At 30.2% G+C, this 18,647-nt stretch carries 19 protein-coding genes; 16 read left to right on the forward strand and 3 right to left on the reverse strand.

From position 1 onward, the window contains the following. Positions 1-229: 229 nt before the first annotated feature. Positions 230-655 (forward strand): DUF1573 domain-containing protein, encoded by a 426-nt coding sequence (locus ABD939_RS04875; RefSeq protein WP_345165168.1) that lies wholly within the window; start codon positions 230-232, stop codon positions 653-655. A gap of 49 nt (positions 656-704) precedes the next feature. On the opposite strand, the gene ABD939_RS04880 is transcribed toward ABD939_RS04875, so the two are convergent. Beyond that, the gene (locus ABD939_RS04880) at positions 705-2,054 is read right to left on the reverse strand and encodes a PDZ domain-containing protein (RefSeq protein WP_345165171.1); all 1,350 of its coding nucleotides are present in this window, start codon (positions 2,052-2,054) and stop codon (positions 705-707) included. A 123-nt stretch (positions 2,055-2,177) separates the two neighbouring features. On the opposite strand from ABD939_RS04880, the gene ABD939_RS04885 reads away from it, so the two are divergent. From ABD939_RS04885 to ABD939_RS04900, 4 genes are all read left to right on the forward strand, one after another. Next, the gene (locus tag ABD939_RS04885; RefSeq protein WP_345165174.1) at positions 2,178-3,368 is read left to right on the forward strand and encodes a pyridoxal phosphate-dependent aminotransferase; all 1,191 of its coding nucleotides are present in this window, start codon (positions 2,178-2,180) and stop codon (positions 3,366-3,368) included. Continuing rightward, on the forward strand, positions 3,368-4,381 hold the full coding sequence (murB, locus tag ABD939_RS04890) for a UDP-N-acetylmuramate dehydrogenase (protein WP_345165178.1): 1,014 nt from the start codon (positions 3,368-3,370) through the stop codon (positions 4,379-4,381). Before ABD939_RS04885 ends, murB begins: the two co-directional genes overlap by 1 nt. 69 nt (positions 4,382-4,450) lie before the next feature. Then, positions 4,451-4,984: an RNA polymerase sigma factor gene (locus ABD939_RS04895; RefSeq protein ID WP_345165180.1), complete on the forward strand. Its 534-nt coding sequence runs from the start codon at positions 4,451-4,453 to the stop codon at positions 4,982-4,984. Positions 4,985-4,992: 8 nt separating this feature from the next. Further along, the gene (locus ABD939_RS04900; RefSeq protein ID WP_345165181.1) at positions 4,993-5,781 is read left to right on the forward strand and encodes an anti-sigma factor domain-containing protein; all 789 of its coding nucleotides are present in this window, start codon (positions 4,993-4,995) and stop codon (positions 5,779-5,781) included. 82 nt (positions 5,782-5,863) lie between these two features. Here the strand turns inward: ABD939_RS04900 and aqpZ are convergent, their stop codons facing one another. Next, complete coding sequence (gene aqpZ, locus ABD939_RS04905; protein ID WP_345165185.1) at positions 5,864-6,550, reverse strand: aquaporin Z; 687 nt, start codon at positions 6,548-6,550, stop codon at positions 5,864-5,866. Positions 6,551-6,697: 147 nt separating this feature from the next. Here aqpZ and ABD939_RS04910 point away from each other — a divergent pair, with 147 nt between their 5' ends. From ABD939_RS04910 to ABD939_RS04940, 7 genes are read left to right on the forward strand one after another with little or no spacing between them, the layout of a single operon-like run. Further along, a complete protein-coding gene (locus ABD939_RS04910) occupies positions 6,698-6,901 on the forward strand; it encodes a membrane or secreted protein (protein WP_345165188.1) in 204 nt (67 codons plus the stop codon). Positions 6,902-6,908: 7 nt separating this feature from the next. Continuing rightward, positions 6,909-8,021: a glycosyltransferase gene (locus ABD939_RS04915; RefSeq protein ID WP_345165190.1), complete on the forward strand. Its 1,113-nt coding sequence runs from the start codon at positions 6,909-6,911 to the stop codon at positions 8,019-8,021. Further along, on the forward strand, positions 8,012-8,557 hold the full coding sequence (locus ABD939_RS04920) for an RNA polymerase sigma factor (protein WP_345165192.1): 546 nt from the start codon (positions 8,012-8,014) through the stop codon (positions 8,555-8,557). Before ABD939_RS04915 ends, ABD939_RS04920 begins: the two co-directional genes overlap by 10 nt. After that, complete coding sequence (locus tag ABD939_RS04925) at positions 8,558-9,772, forward strand: Nramp family divalent metal transporter (RefSeq protein ID WP_345165195.1); 1,215 nt, start codon at positions 8,558-8,560, stop codon at positions 9,770-9,772. It begins immediately after the preceding gene. 50 nt (positions 9,773-9,822) lie between these two features. Then, positions 9,823-10,701 (forward strand): lipoyl synthase, encoded by an 879-nt coding sequence (gene lipA / locus ABD939_RS04930; RefSeq protein ID WP_345165198.1) that lies wholly within the window; start codon positions 9,823-9,825, stop codon positions 10,699-10,701. Positions 10,702-10,703: 2 nt separating this feature from the next. Next, entirely contained in the window at positions 10,704-11,720 is a 1,017-nt protein-coding gene (gap, locus tag ABD939_RS04935; protein WP_345165201.1) for a type I glyceraldehyde-3-phosphate dehydrogenase, read from the forward strand. A 27-nt stretch (positions 11,721-11,747) separates the two neighbouring features. After that, positions 11,748-14,000, forward strand: coding sequence for an ATP-binding response regulator (locus tag ABD939_RS04940; protein ID WP_345165204.1), 2,253 nt, complete (start codon positions 11,748-11,750; stop codon positions 13,998-14,000). Here the strand turns inward: ABD939_RS04940 and lpxK are convergent. Further along, entirely contained in the window at positions 13,997-14,989 is a 993-nt protein-coding gene (gene lpxK, locus ABD939_RS04945; protein WP_345165206.1) for a tetraacyldisaccharide 4'-kinase, read from the reverse strand. The genes ABD939_RS04940 and lpxK overlap by 4 nt on opposite strands. Before the next feature lie 59 nt (positions 14,990-15,048). Between lpxK and ABD939_RS04950 the strand changes: the two genes are divergently transcribed. The 4 genes from ABD939_RS04950 to ABD939_RS04965 all read left to right on the forward strand — a co-directional run bounded on the left by ABD939_RS04950 (position 15,049) and on the right by ABD939_RS04965 (position 18,464). Beyond that, positions 15,049-16,143: a Nif3-like dinuclear metal center hexameric protein gene (locus tag ABD939_RS04950; protein ID WP_345165208.1), complete on the forward strand. Its 1,095-nt coding sequence runs from the start codon at positions 15,049-15,051 to the stop codon at positions 16,141-16,143. Between the two features lie 2 nt (positions 16,144-16,145). Further along, positions 16,146-16,925 (forward strand): zinc ribbon domain-containing protein, encoded by a 780-nt coding sequence (locus ABD939_RS04955; protein WP_345165210.1) that lies wholly within the window; start codon positions 16,146-16,148, stop codon positions 16,923-16,925. Positions 16,926-17,049: 124 nt separating this feature from the next. Next, the gene (gene msrA / locus ABD939_RS04960; protein ID WP_345165213.1) at positions 17,050-17,709 is read left to right on the forward strand and encodes a peptide-methionine (S)-S-oxide reductase MsrA; all 660 of its coding nucleotides are present in this window, start codon (positions 17,050-17,052) and stop codon (positions 17,707-17,709) included. 575 nt (positions 17,710-18,284) lie between these two features. After that, entirely contained in the window at positions 18,285-18,464 is a 180-nt protein-coding gene (locus tag ABD939_RS04965) for a hypothetical protein (protein ID WP_345165216.1), read from the forward strand. Positions 18,465-18,647 lie beyond the last annotated feature (183 nt).

Consider the following 18,647-nt stretch of genomic DNA (forward strand, 5'->3'; position numbering starts at 1 on the left):
GATAAAGTTAGTTTTGCTAAGATTTTATAATCTAAAGCCATAAAAACGACAAAGTTGTATGTACATTTAATCTAGTTGAATATGTTAACAAACGTGCATTACATCTAAATTTTTTGTAGATTATAGGAAAAGTAAGTATGTTTGATTTGAATTTGAAGCTAATAAACAAGCATCTCATATTAAATGAACGATTATAAACGGTGCTAAATTTTAAAATAAAAATAAAGTTATGAAACAATTAATTACTATTTTATTTATTGGATTAATAAGTTTTTCAATAAACGCGCAAGAAAAAGCAGCAAAAATTGAGTTTAAGACAGATACCATAGATTATGGAACTGTTGAAAAGGGAGCCGATGGCGTAAGAACTTTTGAATTTACTAACACTGGTGATGCACCTTTAATAGTATCTAAAGTTTCTTCAAGTTGTGGTTGTACTGTGCCTAAATGGTCTAAAGATCCAATTATGCCAGGCGATACTGGAGAAATTCAAGTAAAATATGACACAAATCGAGTAAACCCTATTAGAAAAACAATAACGGTTATTTCAAATGCTGAAACTCCAACTGTTGCCCTAAAAATAAAAGGTCTAGTTGTTGACTCTAGTAAAGAAAGTGTTCTTGAAAAAAAGAGTAAAAGTATAGTGCAGCAATAAAAAACGATTTTAACTAAAAAAAGCCTTAAAATTAATTTTAAGGCTTTTTTTAGTTAAAAACATCTTCTAACTTAAATTCAAAAGTTAAAATTTTTTTAAAGTCTATAATATTGTAATTCCTTTCAATTCTTAATTTTATTCGATCTCCTTTATTGCCATAAAACATTTGAATCATCTGATTTAGCTTAAATTGATAACTACTCTTATTATTTATACTTAAAATTATATCTCCTTTTCTTAAGCCTGCTTTTTCAGCTGGCGAATTTTTTCTTAACTCCACAATGACGTAAGTTGGTTTAAGAGATATTTTATAACGATTATTAACAGCTAAACTCGTAGCGTCTGTTTTTGTACTAACTCCATAACTATTGGTAACGTTATTATCCTTCTCTTTAACAAATCTAAAACCACTATGAGCTATTTCTATACCACTTTTGTTATACTTAAATTTATCATTAAAATATCTATTTTTATTAAGTGTAATAATCGCTCTTTTATAGTCTATAATAACATTAAAACGTTTTAATATATTACCTGCTACGCTGCCGCTACGATTTTTAAACTTCTTAGCATGTGAAACATAAACTGAGTCTGGGAATGCTACATTAGCATTTTTAAGGCTAAAACTTTTTAAAGAAAACGTTTTAACTTTAGAACGTTTACCATAAACACTACCACTTAAACCATGTCCTAAAAAATCATTGAAATACTTGTTACTAGATTTAATACCCAATGAGTCATCTTCAAATAACCATAAAGCATCACTCCCACCAGAATCGATTAATAACTTTACTGATATATCTTTTTTATCAATATTAACCTCCCCATTTATGTAAGGTTTATTTTTATAAAACTCTAAATTTAAACGTTCACACTTATTACAACTCTTATATGTGTATAAATAAGGTTCAGAAAGCCTGATAAATCTATTTGAATAGTTAATCTCAACTACTAAATCTTTAAACAAATCATAACCGATTATTCCATGAACAGGAAAACCTAATCTTGGTGCAAAATTCAAATTAGTATCATAAATAGCATATAAGTCTTGATTTAGTTTAATGGCATCACCTATTTTAACAACATTATTCTCAGATTTTAGTGTTTCTACCGATTCACCTTCTCCTAAACCTCTCAAAAATATTTTCTCTGTATTTCTTATTCTTAACGTATCAGATACATTCAAAAAATTAAAAATAATAGGTTTGGTAACACCTGTATCTAATAAAAATGAAAGTGTAACTCCATTAATTTCAACGGGTATAACTATTAAATTATTAATTAGCTTAAACTTAATTTTGTCTGATTTCTTTTTATTTTGAATAAAAAAAATATCTTGAGAAAAACTAAAATTAAACAAACTAAAAGATAGTATTATAAGTAAAAATCCTTTTTTCATTATGGAGTAGATAATTATATGTAACTGAATTTACGAATCTTTAAATTAGTTTAATCAATAAGACTTGTTTTTTAAAAAAACTTTAAGATAATTTTCTCAACTTTGTATTCAAATACATTATAGATGCCATCAATATCTAAAAAAGGGCAATTAATGCCTCAATCTCCAATACGTAAATTAGTCCCTTTTGCTGAAGAAGCAGTTAAAAAAGGAAAATCGATATACTATTTAAACATTGGACAACCCGACATTAAAACACCAAAAATTGCTTTACAAGCTGTTAAGGATTCTAAAATAGACGTACTTGCTTACTCAAGATCTGAAGGTTCTGAAACTTACAGACAGAAAATAGCGAACTACTACAAAAAACATGATATAATTGTAGAACATGATGATATTATTGTTAGCACTGGAGGAAGTGAAGCACTACTTTTCGCATTTGGAAGTATAATGGATGTGGAAGATGAAATTATAATTCCTGAACCATTTTACGCTAATTATAATGGGTTTTCTACAGCATCTGGGGTCAATATTGTACCGGTAATTTCTAAAATTGAAGATAATTTTGCTTTACCGCCTATTGAAGCTTTTGAGAAATTAATTACACCAAAAACAAAAGCAATCCTCATTTGTAACCCAGGTAATCCAACAGGATATTTATATTCTAAGCAAGAAATACAGCAACTTGCGGCTATTGTAAAGAAGCATGATCTATTTTTAATTGCCGATGAAGTATACCGAGAATTTGCTTATGACGGAAATACGCATTATTCAATCATGCAAGAATCGAGTTTAGAAAATAATGCTATAGTTATAGATTCTGTATCTAAACGTTACAGTATGTGTGGAGCCCGAGTAGGCTGCTTAGTTTCAAAAAACAAAAATGTTATACAAACGGCTTTAAAATTTGCTCAAGCACGGTTAAGTCCGCCAACATTAGCTCAAATTGCTAGTGAAGCAGCACTTGAAACCCCTCAAAGTTACTTTGATGATGTTATTGAAGAGTATGTAGAACGCAGAAACACTTTAATTAACGAATTACAAAAAATTGAAGGTATTAAAGTAGCAAAACCTAAAGGTGCGTTTTATTGTATCGCAGAATTACCTGTTAAAAATTCAGATGATTTTGCACAATGGCTTTTGGAAGATTTTGATGTAGATGGAGAAACCATTATGGTTGCTCCAGCTGGAGGTTTTTATTCAACTCCGGGTGTTGGTTTAAACCAAATACGAATTGCTTACGTACTTAAAAAAGAAAGCTTAATAAAAGCTGTTAATATTTTAAAAGAAGCCCTAAAAGTTTATAAAGACTAGTGCAAATACTCGAAAATATATCTTTAAAACCATATAATACTTTTGGTATTGATGTTCAAGCAAAACACTTTGTTTCGATTGATAATATTGATGATTTGAAAACTATCTTAAATCATCCAGACTATACCAATAAACTCATATTAGGTGGTGGCAGTAATATGTTACTTACCAAAGATCAAAATACTTTAGTTACTCACATTAACTTAAAAGGTATTTCTATAATTTCTGAGGACGACGATTTTGCAATAGTAAAAGCTTATGCTGGTGAAAACTGGCACGAATTTGTTTTATGGTGTTTAGAAAACAACTTTGGAGGTATTGAAAACATGTCGTTAATTCCAGGAAATGTTGGTACAGCTCCAATTCAAAATATTGGTGCTTATGGCGTTGAACTGAAAGACACCTTTTTATCCTGTGAAGCCTTATCTGTAGATACAATTACATTAAAAACATTTGATAAAGACGAATGTAATTTTGGCTATAGAAATTCTATTTTCAAACAAGAGGCTAAAGGTAAATTTATTATAACTAGTGTTACTTTTAAGCTTACAAAACGCAACCACAAACTAAACATAAATTATGGTACTATTGCATCAGAATTAGAGAAAAAAGAAATTAAAAATCCAACCATTCAAGATATTTCAAAGGCTGTTATTTTTATTCGTGAAAGTAAATTGCCAAACCCTAAAGACATTGGTAATAGTGGAAGTTTTTTCAAAAACCCAGTTATTTCTAAAGAGCAATTTAATGTTTTAGAAAAACAGTTTAAAAATATACCTAACTATCCAGTTTCTGAAAGCGAAGTAAAAGTTCCTGCTGGATGGCTTATTGAAAAAGCAGGTTTTAAGGGCAAACGTATTGGCAATTACGGTGTACATAAAAAACAAGCTTTAGTACTTGTAAACTATGGTAATGCTAAAGGAGACGACATCTTAAATCTTTCTAAATTAATTCAAAAAACAGTAAAAAGACTTTTCGATATTTCCATTGAAGCTGAAGTTAATATTCTATAATAGAAAAGAAATTTCTAACTTTGATATCATAAAACATTATAAATTAACACTTACTAAACTAACCTTATATTGATTTCAGCCATAGAAAAAGAAATAGTTAACCTACTGGAAAAAGGTGATAAAAAAGCTATTACTCTACTTTACGAATACTACGCTGATTCATTATTTGGTGTTATAAAAAAAATAATAACAGACGAAGATACAGCTCAGGATGTTTTACAAGAAAGCTTTGTTAAAATATGGCGTTACGCAAAAAAATACGACTCCAGCAAAGCAAAGCTATTTACATGGTTATATAGAATAGCTTATAATACGGCTATAGACAAAGTTAGATCGCAGAAAAATAAATCGGGTAAAGAAGTCCAAATAGAGAATTCTCCCGTATATAAAATAACATCGAACGAATTAAACCAAGATGTTTTAGATATTAAAAAACATTTAGGTAGTCTAGATGAAAAATATCAAATAGTAATAAATGCACTCTTTTTTGAGGGCATGACACAACAAGAAGCTAGCGATGAATTAGATATTCCGCTAGGTACTATAAAATCGAGATTAAAAATTGGATTGAGAGAACTTAAAAAAATCTACGATCCTCAATAAACAAAGTCATGAATGAGAAAATAACTACTTTTTTAAATTCTGGCCTATTAGAAAATTATCTATTAGGAAAAACTACTTCTGTCGAAACGGAAATGGTTGAATCCTATATTTCAAAATACCCAGAAGTACAAAACGCATACAACACATTACAATACAATTTAGAAATTGTTTCAAAAAGTAATGCTGTTGAGGCTCCAAAGCATATTCTAAATAACATTTTAGAAGAACTTGACGAGAAGCCAGTTGTAACGATGAACACATCATACAAGAGTAAAAAATGGTATAAGTTTAGCGTTGCAGCAAGTATTGCAGCTTTAATTTTCGCTGGAACATCTTATCTATTTTATACTCAAAATCAAAAATTATCCAACGAAAACCAAGTGGTAGTAGATGAAATTTTTGATTTACGTAGTGATATTGAGCAAAATAATAAAATGCTTGATAATGTTATGAGACAACTGTTGAAGCTTAATAACCCTGAAACTGAAAAATACATTATTTCAGGAAACGATAGAGCAAAAGACTTAAAAACAGTTGCATACATAAATCCTAAAGAAAAAACATCTATGATCGATGTCGTGTCTTTACCACAACTACCAGAAGAACAATGCTATCAAATATGGGCAGAATTACAAGGTAAAATGGTAAGTTTAGGTATTTTAAATGAAGCCGATAGAAAGCTAATGAATATTCCTTATGCAGAAAATGCTTTAGCTCTAAATATAACTATAGAGCCTAAAGGAGGAAATACCGTAGCCTCTTTAGAAAATTCGGTTGCAGAAATTGATTTACAATAGTAGATATTAATAGCTTAATCCCTCATTAAAAAGCCTCATTTTAAATTAAAATGAGGCTTTTTGCTTGTTAAATATTTTATGCTTACTCTTTATCAAACAATGCTTTGTGAATAAACCCGGCTACAATAGCACCTGCAATTGGTGCTACCCAAAATAACCAAAGTTGAGCAGTAAATTCTCCACCAGCAAACAAGGCCTGACTTGTAGAGCGTGCTGGATTAACCGATGTGTTTGTAATAGGTATACTTATTAAATGTATAAGTGTTAAACCTAAACCAATAGCAATTGGAGCAAAACCTTTTGGCGCTCTAGAATTTGTACTTCCTAATATTATTAATAGGAAAAACATTGTCAATAAAAATTCTGCTATTAAAGCCGCAGTCATCGAATAACCGTCCGGTGATAAATCTCCATAACCATTAGCAGCAAATCCACCAATAGTGACAAAATCAGATTTATTAGTTAAAATCAAATATAAAGCTCCTGCTGCTGCTACCGCTCCAATTAATTGAGCAATAATATAGCCAACTAAATCTTTAGCTTCAAACTTACCTCCAGCCCATAAACCAAAAGATACTGCTGGGTTAAAATGTCCACCAGAAATATGTCCAACAGCATAAGCCATAGTTAGTACCGTAAGACCAAATGCCAGAGATACTCCAACAAATCCTATACCTAAATCAGGGTATCCTGCTGCAAAAACAGCACTACCACAACCTCCAAAAACGAGCCAAAATGTTCCAAAAAATTCTGCAAATAATTTTTTCATAAAATAAAAGTTTAATTAGTTAGATTGTTAATTTACAAATAATTATCCTTTAGACACCTAAAACAGTAGTTTGTCACATAAGCATCAAATTCTTGTATTTAATTCTTCTTTTAAGTAAAAACTTTATCTTTGTACAAAATTTTCAAAATGAAACTTCTTTTAATCACAATTGTTCTATTAGGATTGGGAATTGCTGGAATTGCCATAAAAATTTGGGCCAAGAAAGACGGCAAGTTCGCTGGTACATGTGCTAGCCAAAACCCTATGCTAAATCAAGATGGTGAAGCATGTGGATTTTGTGGAAAAACTCCAGACCAATTTAGTGATTGCAACGAACCTCAACACTCTTAAACATTAAATGACCGTACTTGATTTCTTTTTCTACGCATTTATTGTTGTAGTTATTATTCAAGTTATATTTTATTTAATCTTTTTTAGAAAGGTTGCTTTTCTAAAACCAAATAATCAAAATGAAAAAAATATTCCAGTTTCAATTATTATTTGCGCTAAAAATGAAGCTGAAAATTTAAAGACCTTTTTACCATCAATAATTTCTCAATATTATAAGAACTTTGAAATTGTTTTAATTAATGACGCCTCAAAAGACAATACTCTTGAGGTTATGGAAAATTTTTCTGATAAGCATCAAAACATCAAAATAGTAGATGTAAAAAATATTGAAGCCTTCTGGGGTAACAAAAAATACGCATTAACTCTAGGCATAAAAGCCTCAAAATACAATCACCTTTTATTCACTGATGCAGATTGCAAGCCAGTTTCTAATAAATGGATTAGTGAAATGACCTCTCATTTTAACGATAAAAAAAGTATTGTTTTAGGATATGGAGCGTATTCAAAAGTCAAGAATTCTTTATTGAACAAACTAATTAGGTTTGAAACTTTATTCACAGCAATACAATACTTTTCCTTTTCTAAAATTGGAATGCCTTATATGGGTGTTGGCAGAAACTTAGCCTATACAAAAAAGGAGTTTTTTGATGCTAATGGCTTTATAAATCATATTCAAGTACGTTCTGGAGATGATGATTTGTTTATTAACCAAATTGCTAATGCTAAAAATACAACCATTAGTATTACCAAAGACAGCTTTACAGAATCTGTACCTAAAAAAAGCTTTAAAAGTTGGGTGAAACAAAAAAGGCGTCATATTTCTACCGCTAAACATTATAAGAAGAAACACAAGTTTTTACTAGCTTTATTGTATTCTTCCAATTTATTGTTTTGGGTTTTAAGTGTTGTACTTCTTATTTCAACACATAATTGGATTTATGTTTTGAGTCTTTTTATTTTCAGGTTATCAATTCAATTTATAATCATAGGGTTTTCATCAAAAAAACTTAACGAAACTGACTTATTAATTTGGATTCCATTCCTAGAAATTTTCTTAATTCTTGCACAATTAACTATATTTATAAATAATCTCATCTCAAAACCCAATTTTTGGAAATAGAAGAAGCTATTAAACGAGCTAAAGAAAACGACCAGAAAGCGTTTAATTTTTTATTAGACACCTTTTGGGACGATGTGTATGGATTTCAGCTAAAACGTATACAAAATGAAAACGATGCTGAAGATGTAACCATTCAAAGTTTTTCCAGAGCTTTTGATAAAATTGCCACTTTTGATGACAACTTTAAATTTAAAACATGGCTGATTACCATTTCTAAAAACATACATATCGATTTACTTCGGAAGGAAAAAAACTCAATTGCACAAGTTATTTCTAAAGACGATAAACACGTTTACAATGTTTTAGATGAGTCGCCTTCTCCAGAAGATAAATTAATAACAGAACAGCACTTAGCAAAACTTTTGCGTGATATTAAAAAGTTAAAACCCCATTATCAAGAAGTAATAAACTTGCGATATTTTCAAGAATTGAGCTATAAGGAAATTTCTAAACAGCTTGATGAACCTATGAGTAATATAAAAGTTAAGTTACTACGGGCTAAAAAATTACTTGCAGAAATTATTCAAAAAAACTAAATGTTTGCTAAACTCAAAAATCTAGGTCCAGGTTTATTATTTGCGGGGGCAGCCATAGGTGTTTCCCATTTGGTTCAATCTACACGAGCTGGTGCAGATTTTGGATTTGGTCTACTCTGGGCTTTACTTTTAGTTAATATTTTTAAATATCCCTTTTTTCAATTTGGCCCTAGGTATGCAACTGCAACTGGAGAAAGCTTGCTAGATGGCTATAAGAAACTTGGGAATGGTATTTTACTAACTTACTATATTTTAAGTTTTGCTACTATGTTTACTATTCAAACCGCAGTAACTATTGTAACTGCTGGTTTAGCATCTTCATTATTTGGCGATTTTATAAGCGTGAAATTATGGACGGTTATTATTATTTTAATTTGCTTAAGCTTGTTAATTTTCGGGAAATATAAACTCTTAGATCGATTGATGAAAATTATTATCATAACGCTTACAATTAGCACCATTATAGCTGTGAGTATGGCACTAAGCAACAATACTAACCCTATTTCGCTAAAACAAATACTTCCTGAAAACACCCTAGAAATAAGCTTTTTAATTGCTTTTATGGGTTGGATGCCAGCACCTTTAGATATATCGGTCTGGCAATCGTTATGGGCTATTGAAAAAAATAAAGAGACTAAGCTATATACTCCAAAATCTGCTTTATTCGATTTTAATGTAGGCTATATTAGTACCATTATTTTTGGAATTGGTTTTTTAACATTAGGAGCTTTAGTCATGTTTAATAGTGGTGAAGTATTTAGTAATTCTGCCAGTGTTTTTTCTAAACAACTTATTAATATGTATACCTCTAATTTGGGTAATTGGGCTTATGTAATAATCGGTATTGCTGCATTTACAACTATGTTTAGTACCACATTAACCACGCTTGATGCCTCACCAAGAGCCATGGCCAAAACCACGGAGTTATTATTTAAAAAATCTTCGAAATTTAATTACATATTCTGGATTATTCTATTAGCAATTGGCACCATTGGAATCTTTCTTTTTTTAGCTTCAGAAATGGGTTTATTAATAGAAATAGCTACTATTCTATCTTTTATAACAGCACCTTTTTATGCAATAATTAGTTACAAACTTATATCAAGTAAACACACACCTGAAGCTTGGCGACCATCAAAAAAACTTCATATTTTAAGCTTGCTAGGAATTGCTTTTTTATTAGGTTTTAGTTTCTGGTATCTTACTACGTTGTAATTACTTTTTAAAAGAATACTTCGTATCTTTGCATGACTGATTTTTATAGTATGAATACAGAAACAACTTCTAATATTTTACCAGAACGTCAAGCTAAACCAAAATGGCTTCGTGTTAAGCTTCCAACCGGAAAAAAGTACACAGAACTACGTGGATTAGTAGATAAATACAAATTGAATACCATTTGTACCTCAGGTAGTTGTCCAAATATGGGTGAATGTTGGGGAGAAGGTACCGCTACTTTTATGATTCTGGGTAATGTATGCACCCGTTCTTGTGGGTTTTGTGGTGTAAAAACTGGAAGACCCGAAACTGTAGATTGGGACGAACCTGAAAAAGTAGCTCGTTCTATTAAAATCATGCAAATTAAACATGCTGTTTTAACGAGTGTTGATAGAGACGATTTAAAAGACATGGGAAGTATTATGTGGGCAGAAACTGTAAAGGCTGTGCGCAGAATGAATCCAGAAACTACACTTGAAACTTTAATTCCTGATTTTCAGGGTATTGAGCAACATATAGACAGAATTATTGATGTAGCTCCAGAAGTTGTTTCCCACAATATTGAAACAGTTAGACGTCTAACTCGTGAAGTTCGTATTCAAGCTAAATACGATAGAAGCATGGGCGTTTTAAAATATTTAAAGCAACAAGGGCAACGAAGAACAAAATCTGGTATTATGCTAGGTTTAGGAGAAACTAGAGAAGAAGTAATAGAAACACTTCACGATTTAAGAAATAATGAGGTTGATGTAGTTACCATAGGGCAATATCTCCAACCAAGTAAAAAACATTTACCTGTTAAGCAGTTTATTAACCCCGATCAGTTTAAAGAATACGAAGAAATTGGACTTGATTTAGGTTTTAGACATGTTGAAAGTAGTGCTTTAGTACGTTCATCTTACAAAGCGCAAAAGCACATTAATTAAGTATGATTCGTGTTGCTATAAATGGCTTTGGAAGAATAGGACGTAGAGTTTTTCGGTTATTAGAAGATTATCCTAATATCGAAATAGTCGCTATAAACGACTTAGCAGACGCTAAAACTTTGAGCCATTTACTAAAGTACGACAGTATTCACGGAGTTTTCAACGGTAACGTTTCTCATAACGATAATCATATAGTTGTAAACTCAAGAAAAGTTTCTCTGTTAAACAAAAAACATCCAAAAGATATAAACTGGAAACCTTTTAATATTGATTTTGTTCTAGAATCCACAGGGAAATTCAAAACAAAACAAGATTTACAATATCATATTGAAAATGGTGCAAAACAAGTAATTTTAAGTGTGCCTCCTATTGAAGATGACATTAAAACCATTGTTTTAGGCGTTAATAATAATGAGCTTAATGGAACAGAAAAAATAATTTCAAATGCTTCATGTACTACAAATAATGCAGCACCTATGATTGATATTATAAATACGCTTTGTGGTATTAATCAAGCTTATATTACAACAGTACATTCATACACCACCGACCAGAGTTTACACGATCAACCACATCCTGATTTACGCCGCTCGAGAGCTGCAAGCCAATCTATAGTTCCTACTACAACAGGGGCTGCTAAAGCATTAACAAAAATTTTTCCAGATTTATCTGATGTTATTGGTGGCTGTGGTATTAGAGTTCCTGTAATAAACGGCTCATTAACAGATATTACTTTTAATGTAAAACAAACCGTATCCATTGAAGAAATAAATAATACATTCAAAAAAGCTTCTAAAAACAAATACAAAGGCATACTTGAATATACAGAAGACCCTATAGTATCCATTGATATTGTTGGGAATACACATTCTTGTATTTTCGATTCGGGCATGACCTCTGTAATTGGGAACATGGTTAAAATAATTGGTTGGTATGACAACGAAACTGGCTATTCCTCTAGAATAATTGACCTGATATGTAATTTATCGGAAAAAAGATGTATTTTGTCGATAAAATAATTATATTTGTCGGTAATATTTGTTGAAATGTCCCAAATAAAGAACTATATATTCACAGCTTTAATGCTGCTTTCTCTCAATGTTTTTTCACAAAAAACAATTGATGAAGACCCTGAAATACTACAAAACAGTATAAACTATCGTATTACACAATCTCAAATTGCACTAGAACAGTACAACTATTTTGGGGCCCAGAATAATTTAGATGAGGCTTTAGAGCTTGCTCAAAAACTAGATAATAGAAAAAGTGAGGGTATTATTTACACGCTTAAGGGGCGTTTACAACTTATAACTGAAGAGGAGGATAAAGCTATAAAATCTTTAAACAAAGCTATTGAAATTCAACGCATTATAAATGACAACAAAAACTTAGCTGATTCTTATAAAACTTTTGGAGATGTATACTTGGTAAAGAAAGATTATTCTAATGCACTAGATTCTTACAGGGCTGCAAAATCTAAATATCAAGAAGAAGGTATGGAAGAAGGCTTAGCAGAAACATTGCTTGCTGAAGGTAAAACCTATATGCACATAGGGAATTATAGAAAAGCCAGATCTATTGTTGAACAATCTATAGCAGAAGCAAAAAAAATGGGCTCTTTAAAATTGCAAAGTGATGCATTAATTACTCAAGGGTTTGTGTACAGTAAGTTAGGAGACCTTGAAAAAGCCTTAACATATACTGATGAAGGTATAGAAATAGCAAAGCAAAATAAATACACAAATATTTTAAATGAAGGGTATTTAACGGCAAGCGATATAAACAAATCTATTGGAAAAACTAATCAAAGTATTGAGAATTTTGAGTTATCAAATCAGTATCTCAAATCTCATATCCAACTGTCAGACTCTTTAAGAAACTTAAAAACAGCATACTCCTCAAAGGATCAAGAAACGCAACATCTATTAAAAGAAATGGATGCTAAAAACAAAGAAGTTGCTGAACAATTAGACAGTTTAGAATCTGATAAAAACCTAAACACATTAACATCTATATTAAGTGTTGCATTAATTACAATTTTGTCGTTATTAACACTGTCTTTATATAAAAACAACAATATTAGATTAAAAACAAATAATATGCTTCACAAAAAAAACGGTGAACTTATTATTGCAAAAGAAAAAGCAGAATTAGCATCAAAAACTAAAGCTAACTTTTTATCAACGGTTACACACGAGCTTCGAACGCCACTTTATGCCGTAACTGGCTTAAGTAATATGCTACTTGAAGAGAACCCAAAACCTGAGCAAATTCAGCACTTAAAATCTCTTAAGTTTTCTGGAGATTACCTTTTAACATTCATTAATGATATTCTTCAGATTAATAAAATTGAAGCCAATAAAGTTGAAATTGAGCCCGAATCATTCAACTTAAGAAAGAAGATAAACAACATTATTTTAGCTTTAAATAATTCGGCAAATGACAATAATGTAACACTTCATTTTGAGTATGATAAAGATTTACCTGAAAACTTTATTGCAGATCAATTAAAAATATCTCAAATTTTAATTAACCTAATAGGTAACTCGATAAAATTTACCAAAGATGGTGATATCTGGATTAGAGCCTATAAAATAGAGCAAAAAGGAAATACTTATACTCTTCGTTTTGAAGTTGAAGATAATGGCATAGGTATTAGCCAAGAAAAGCAAGACAATATGTTTGAAAGCTTCTCTCAAGGTTCTATTCAAATTAATAGAAAATATGGTGGTACAGGTTTAGGTCTATCTATTGTAAAAGGATTAATTGATATTTTAAAGGGTCAAATTTATGTGAAAAGTGAATTAGAAAAAGGAACTACTTTTTACTTTGAAATTCCTTTAGAATACACCTCAGTTAAGGAAGTTAAAGAAAATAAAGTAACTTATTTTGAAGGCAATGCAGAAGATATAGACTTAACCAATGTTAAAATTTTAGTGGTTGAGGATAACAAAATAAACCAAATGATTACCAAAAAGATTCTTACCAAAATGAATCTTCAATGTGATATTATTGATAATGGTGAAGATGCCGTAGAAATGATAAAAAACAATAATTACAATATTATTTTAATGGATATTCACATGCCCGGTATTAGCGGAATGGAAGCTACTAAACGTGTAAGAGCATTTGATAAAGATCTTACCATTTTTGCATTAACGGCTGTTACTATTGAAGATAAAATGCACGAATTTGACGAAGCTGGATTTACAGATATAATACCAAAACCATTTAAACAAGAAGAGTTTGAAAAAAAGCTTTACAATGCACTTGCTGGTAAAGCCAATAAATCTGCTTAATTAGACACAAATTCTTTAATAATATTATCAAATTTTTGATGGTTATCAATGACTACTTCAATGGGTAAATAAAACAGTTTTTCTTTTAAAGACTCATATTGTTTTAATCGCATAAAATCTTTTTCTGTAGTAATAATTAATTCTTTTGATTTTAAACTTTCTATCTCTTGTTTAGAAAACTCATGATGATCTTTAAAATTTAAATGTTGATACTTTAAGTTTTTCTCATTTAAAAAATCAACCAAAGGTTTAGAGTTTGCTATACCAGTAACCAAAGTAAAGCTCGATAATTCTTTTAATTTAACTGTTTTATTTATTGAAATTACTTCCTCCGAATATTTTATTGAACTAAAAAACACATGCTGCTTTTCATTTGGGTTTATCCTTTTAACTATTTGTATTTTATCATCGTCCAACAAATTTTCCGGACATTTTGTAACCACAATAATATTGGCGCGATTAACTCCTTTTTTAGGCTCTCTCAAATTTCCTGTAGGTAAAACAAAATCTCTGTAAAAGGGATTAGCGTAAGTAGTTAATAAAATATTTAATCCAGCTTTTACTTTTCTATGTTGGTAAGCATCGTCCAACAAAACAACATCTGAGTTTTCTTTTTCTAAATTTTTAATCCCGTTTTGCCTATCAGAATCAACAGCTACTAAAATATCTTTCCCAAATTTATTGTAAAACTGAAAAGGCTCATCACCAACAGTTTCTACTGAAGATGTTTGGTTAGCTAATTGAAATCCTTTAGTTTTTCTTTTGTACCCTCTACTTAACGTTGCAAGTTTGTGATCATTTTTTAAAAGACTAATTAAATATTCAATCATAGGTGTTTTACCAGTTCCACCAACACTTAAATTACCAACACAAATTACAGGGAAATTATAAGATTTAGATTTTTTTATGCCCAAATCGTATAATTTGTTTCGTAACCAAGTTACTAAATAGTAAACTGGCACAATAGGGAATAATATGTATCGCAACATTTTCATGATAGCAAAGTAAATATTTTATATTTGTTTAATAATCAAATCATGAAAATATTATGATTATTCAAGATGTAATTAATCATTTAGAAGAACTTGCTCCCATCGCATATGCTGAAGATTTTGATAATGTGGGCTTACTGGTTGGAAATAAAAAAGCAAAAGTAACTGGCGTTTTAGTAACACTAGACACCCTCGAAACAGTTGTTGAAGAGGCTATTGCTAAAAACTGTAACCTTATAGTTAGCTTTCATCCCATTATTTTTAAAGGTTTAAAAAAACTAACAGGGAAAAATTATGTAGAGCGTGTTGTTATGAAAGCTATCAAGCATGATATTGCTATATACGCTATACATACCGCTTTAGATAATGCTTTGCAAGGTGTAAATGATATGATTTGTAATCAATTAGAATTAACAAACAAACGTATTTTAATACCGCAAAGCCAGACTATTAAAAAACTAACCACTTATATTCCAAAAAATGAAGCAGAATTGTTACGAGCCGCTTTGTTTAAAATAGGTGCTGGCAATATTGGAAATTATTCAGAGTGTAGTTTTAATGTCGATGGTTTTGGCACATACAAAGGCAATGAAGACTCTAACCCATCTAAAGGGGAAAGAGGAAAAACACACACCGAAGAGGAAACAAAAATAACTATTACTTACAGTAAACATTTAGAATCCAGAATTATAAAAACACTTTTTAATGTACATTCTTATGAAGAAGTAGCATACGAAATAACCACCTTAGAAAACAAGAACCAAAATATTGGTATAGGAATGGTTGGCGAATTTAAGAAAGGCATGAGCGAACAAGACTTTCTAAAATATTTAAAAACCAAAATGAAAACAGACTTTATCAAGTATTCAGCATTTCTTAATAAGCAAATAAAAAAAGTAGCGGTTTTGGGTGGCTCTGGTAGTTTTGCCATTCAAGCAGCTAAAGCATCTGGTGCTGATGCTTTTATAACTTCCGACTTAAAATATCACGATTTTTTCTCAGCAGAAAACAGTATCCTTTTGGCAGATATTGGACATTATGAAAGTGAGCAGTTCACAAAAAACCTTTTAGTAGCTTATCTTACAAAAAAAATTACTAATTTTGCCATCATTTTATCAAACACAGATACAAATCCTGTTAAGTATTTTTAAGTATGGCTAAAAAGAAAGAAGCAACTGTAGAAGAGCGTTTAAGAGCGCTATATGATTTACAACTCATCGATTCTAGAATAGATGAAATAAGAAATGTTCGTGGAGAATTACCTTTAGAGGTTCGTGATTTAGAAGATGAAGTTGCAGGGTTAAATACAAGATTAGAAAAATTGGTTTCTAATTTAGAGGTAATTGACAACGATATTCAAGGTAAAAAGAACTTGATTGAAGAGTCTAAAGCTCTAATGAAAAAATACGCTGAGCAACAAAAAAATGTTAGAAATAACAGAGAATATAATTCTTTAACTAAAGAAGTTGAATTTCAAGAGTTAGAAATTGAACTAGCAGAAAAGCATATTAAAGAATTTAAAGTTCAAATAGAGCAGAAAAAAGAAGTTATAGCTGAAACTAAAGAGCGTTTAAAAGAGCGTGAAACACATTTAAAGCACAAGAAAAGTGAATTAGATGCTATTTTAGCTGAAACTGAAAAAGAAGAACAAGCGTTACTTCAAAAATCTGAAGACTACAAAACGCAAATAGAAGAGCGTTTAGTAGCTGCTTACACAAGAATTAGAACTAACGTAAAAAATGGTTTAGCAGTTGTTCCTATTGAAAGAGGTGCTTCTGGTGGATCTTTCTTTACTATTCCACCGCAAGTACAAGTAGAAATTGCCTCGCGTAAAAAAGTAATTACTGATGAACACAGCGGCAGAATTTTAGTTGATGCAGCCTTAGCTGACGAACAAAAAGCTAAAATGGAAAAAATGTTAGCAAAACTATAATCCATTTTTACAATATAATTTAAAGCCTTTCGTAAATGAAAGGCTTTTTTATTTTAATAAAACTTTCACAACCTAAAGCATTAGGTTTTGTATTTTTATACGTCTATTAAAGAAAAATATTGCTATGAAAAAGTTTATACTACTATTTACTATTACGTTGTTGTTCAGTTGCCAAAACTCTGCGCAAACAAATAAAGAGCAAGAAGCAGTAATGAATGCTGAACCTGTGGAAGTTTCATTAAAAAACGGTAAAGCACGCGCCTATTTTGCAAGCGGTTGTTTTTGGTGTGTTGAAGCTATTTACGAAAGCGTAAAGGGTGTTGAGGAATCCATTTCTGGATACTCTGGCGGATACACAAAAAATCCAACTTATGAAGCTAGTAATACTGGCAGAACAGGACATGCAGAAGCTGTTGAAATTATTTACAACCCCAATGTCGTAAGCTTTGAAACTTTAGTTGATGTATATTTTGCCTCGCAAGATGTAACACAAGTAAATGGACAAGGAAACGATAGAGGCCCTCAATACCGTTCTATTATTTTTTATCAAAATGAAGAACAAAGAAACATTATTTTAAAGAAAAGAGAAGCTTTAGCAAAAACACTAAACGTAAAAATTGCAGCCGATGTGTATCCTTTTCAGAAATTTTGGGTTGCAGAAGATTATCATCAAGATTATGAAAAGCTACATCCTAATAATCCTTACATCCGTAATGTATCTATTCCTAGATTAAAACGTTTTAAAGCAAAGTTTCCTAAAGAGCTATTAAAAGTAAGTCATTAATTAACCATTGCTAAACTTACCTACTTAAATCATAAAAATTAGAGAACTTTGCTAAATATTAAATTTAAAGTGTAAAATATTTTATATGCAATACATTCTGTAGTATATTTAGAAATGAGTTTTTTTAAAAATATTAATAAAATATTTCTCTATTTACTAGTTATAATTAACCTATGTATATCTTTTGAATATTTAACTAGTCAAAATTCAAAAACAAATGACAATAATGTTGAACTGATACTAACCGCGCAACAGCTTACAAATGATTCTATTCATTTTGATCAGTTTACCCATTTTTTTTCAAGTTGTGAGCCCAAATCATTTTACAAGAAAACCCTTAAATTTAAACACCAAATTAGTAATCAGAATTTATTACTGCAACAAAGATTCTGTACACAAAAACATATTGCTTTAAACTTTAAAGCTGATTTTTTACAAATAACTATTAACGAAATTTCAATTCAAAAATCTCATTGTATTTAATAGTGCTGATTTAAAATAGACACTATTAAATAACCCAATTAGTACTGGTATCAGTCTAATTGAGAATAATTAATTCCAAAAATTAATTTATAATGAGAATAAAGAAATTCTTGCGTTTTGTGATGCTTTTAATTTTTATAGTTATGGCTTCTTTGGTTCCTGTTCCAATTAAATTTCATAAAAAAGACAAACAACCTTCTTTTAAAATTGAACAAATAGATAAAAAAGAAGAAGAGGAGAATAAAGACAACGACTATCAAATACTTTCATAAGTTTAGGTTGACAAAAATTATCTATTAAAAATCGCTGTTATAACATAATTTAAAAATGTGATTTTTCATTTGTTGAAATGATAAACTACATAAGGCATTGTTCTTCTTGACTTTGCAAAAAAATTATATACCTTCGCTTAACGTCTGATATAAGTCATTAAAACGGACTCACAACATTAAAAT

The organism is Algibacter aquimarinus (assembly GCF_039543265.1).
Lineage (GTDB): Bacteria > Bacteroidota > Bacteroidia > Flavobacteriales > Flavobacteriaceae > Algibacter_B > Algibacter_B aquimarinus.

Excerpts from the sequence above, each read along its gene's own strand:
- ABD939_RS04950 (WP_345165208.1), top strand. The coding sequence starts at position 15,049 with ATGATTATTCAAGATGTAATTAATCATTTAGAAGAACTTGCTCCCATC.
- ABD939_RS04915 (WP_345165190.1), top strand. The coding sequence starts at position 6,909 with ATGACCGTACTTGATTTCTTTTTCTACGCATTTATTGTTGTAGTTATT.
- ABD939_RS04955 (WP_345165210.1), top strand. The coding sequence starts at position 16,146 with ATGGCTAAAAAGAAAGAAGCAACTGTAGAAGAGCGTTTAAGAGCGCTA.
- ABD939_RS04885 (WP_345165174.1), top strand. The coding sequence starts at position 2,178 with ATGCCATCAATATCTAAAAAAGGGCAATTAATGCCTCAATCTCCAATA.
- lipA (WP_345165198.1), top strand. The coding sequence starts at position 9,823 with ATGAATACAGAAACAACTTCTAATATTTTACCAGAACGTCAAGCTAAA.
- lpxK (WP_345165206.1), bottom strand. The coding sequence starts at position 14,989 with ATGTTGCGATACATATTATTCCCTATTGTGCCAGTTTACTATTTAGTA.
- gap (WP_345165201.1), top strand. The coding sequence starts at position 10,704 with ATGATTCGTGTTGCTATAAATGGCTTTGGAAGAATAGGACGTAGAGTT.
- aqpZ (WP_345165185.1), bottom strand. The coding sequence starts at position 6,550 with ATGAAAAAATTATTTGCAGAATTTTTTGGAACATTTTGGCTCGTTTTT.
- ABD939_RS04965 (WP_345165216.1), top strand. The coding sequence starts at position 18,285 with ATGAGAATAAAGAAATTCTTGCGTTTTGTGATGCTTTTAATTTTTATA.
- ABD939_RS04880 (WP_345165171.1), bottom strand. The coding sequence starts at position 2,054 with ATGAAAAAAGGATTTTTACTTATAATACTATCTTTTAGTTTGTTTAAT.
- ABD939_RS04910 (WP_345165188.1), top strand. The coding sequence starts at position 6,698 with ATGAAACTTCTTTTAATCACAATTGTTCTATTAGGATTGGGAATTGCT.
- ABD939_RS04925 (WP_345165195.1), top strand. The coding sequence starts at position 8,558 with ATGTTTGCTAAACTCAAAAATCTAGGTCCAGGTTTATTATTTGCGGGG.
- msrA (WP_345165213.1), top strand. The coding sequence starts at position 17,050 with ATGAAAAAGTTTATACTACTATTTACTATTACGTTGTTGTTCAGTTGC.
- ABD939_RS04940 (WP_345165204.1), top strand. The coding sequence starts at position 11,748 with ATGTCCCAAATAAAGAACTATATATTCACAGCTTTAATGCTGCTTTCT.
- ABD939_RS04875 (WP_345165168.1), top strand. The coding sequence starts at position 230 with ATGAAACAATTAATTACTATTTTATTTATTGGATTAATAAGTTTTTCA.
- ABD939_RS04900 (WP_345165181.1), top strand. The coding sequence starts at position 4,993 with ATGAATGAGAAAATAACTACTTTTTTAAATTCTGGCCTATTAGAAAAT.